Genomic DNA, 1,451 nt, shown 5'->3' on the forward strand with positions numbered 1-1,451 from the left:
TGGTTTCGCCTTCCTTACTGAAAAAATTCAGCACCCGAAGGCTCTGGGTGGAATTGATTGATTTTGTGCCACTTTCGCTGTCCTGCAGCGTTCTATCATTCGTCAAGATAGTCAGGATCAGGTCCCCACCCGCTTTTTGATAGTGCAGTTTCTGGCAGGGGTAGGTTTCAACTTCCAGCTGGTCAGCCGTGCCCGTGGCGTTTGATAAAATCCATTGATCACTGTCAATGGTGTCACTGCCAGTAAAGCGGTAAATGGCACTCTTTTCATCGATGACATACTGATGTCCGGGGACGGTTTTCTGCAGTAGTGAATAACCAGACCTCAGTCGTTTATCAATGAAAGCCTTGTCATCCAGAGCCCCGTCATCCAGCTCCAGGCTGTCTGGCCAATCGTTGGCATAGACAAGGTGAGGGTTTCGCCAGTTGCCAATCCTCACCAGGGGGTCCGCACCGGATGCCATCATTTTTATGCCTTCAGGCAACGGGAGATGCTGGTTGATGACCAGTTGATCAACGGCTACCTCATTGGTTTGGTTAACCGTTAGCTTTGGTTTGTCAGCGGCATAACAGTTCTGCGTCCGAACTATCCTGGGTGGCTTGAGGGCCTGCGCCGCGAAAACACTCTGGCCATTCCGGTAGACGGTTAGAAACCCAGTGTCATCTATAGTCATGGCCAGGTGTTGGCGTGGAGAGGTAAAAAATTGCTTGATCCTGCTATGAAAGACCCTGGCTCCATCCGTTAGCCTGATCTCCAACCCGCCATGTCTCTCCAGGTGCAAGCTGATGGCATCGGAGCCGTCAGTTCCGGCAAAATGCATCAGTTTGACCTCGGCTGGTGCTCGACTGTCGGGGGTGAAGGTACGTCGCACCCGGGCCGCCAGGATAAAGCTGCCGCCGGTGACCGGAGGGGGTATCAGCCGTGATAAACCGGCTGGACAATGAGCCTGGTCACCGCTGTCAGTGGCAATGGAGACAGCAACGGTGAAGACAAGGAAGCCCCGGGCTTTCTGAACAGGATCATTCACACTGGACAGCGGCTGATGAATTACCTGAGCAGTCTGGCCGGAAGTGAGAAAGACGACGCTGACACGGTTGAAGCAGAGAATAATCGTCAAGAAGTCGCCAACCTGAATAACACGGAAATGAACCGGCACTACCAGCGTCTGGTGCAGGAAATTAGCACACTGTCGTGCAATGGCAGTGTCGAGTGCCCGTCGTTTAAGCCATCAGCAACCCAAAGAGCGATAGAGAACCTGACAACCCCGCTACCTTTGACGACCATGGGTCAGGGCTGATTCCGTGAGGAATTTGACGAAGTTCCATACTACACTACCTGTTGCAATTCTTACGTATTTGAAGCCCTCTGATAGCCAGTAAAAAGGCAATTATCGCAATCCCCCGATGAAGATATTGCGAGGTTGAAAGATAACACCTGGAAAAAAATTGATG

At 51.8% G+C, this 1,451-nt stretch carries 2 protein-coding genes; one reads left to right on the forward strand and one right to left on the reverse strand.

The window, feature by feature from the left end; translation table 11 throughout:
• Positions 1-1,027 (reverse strand): LamG domain-containing protein (locus KDK17_RS03490; protein ID WP_257287347.1); only part of this gene is annotated, 1,027 nt, incomplete at its 3' end.
• 15 nt (positions 1,028-1,042) lie between these two features.
• Between KDK17_RS03490 and KDK17_RS03495 the strand changes: the two genes are divergently transcribed.
• The gene (locus KDK17_RS03495; RefSeq protein WP_257287348.1) at positions 1,043-1,297 is read left to right on the forward strand and encodes a hypothetical protein; all 255 of its coding nucleotides are present in this window, start codon (positions 1,043-1,045) and stop codon (positions 1,295-1,297) included.
• The last annotated feature ends 154 nt before the right edge of the window (positions 1,298-1,451 follow it).

Origin of the sequence: Endozoicomonas sp. SESOKO2, from assembly GCF_024606245.1 — a bacterium.
Taxonomy (GTDB): Bacteria; Pseudomonadota; Gammaproteobacteria; order Pseudomonadales; family Endozoicomonadaceae; genus Endozoicomonas_A.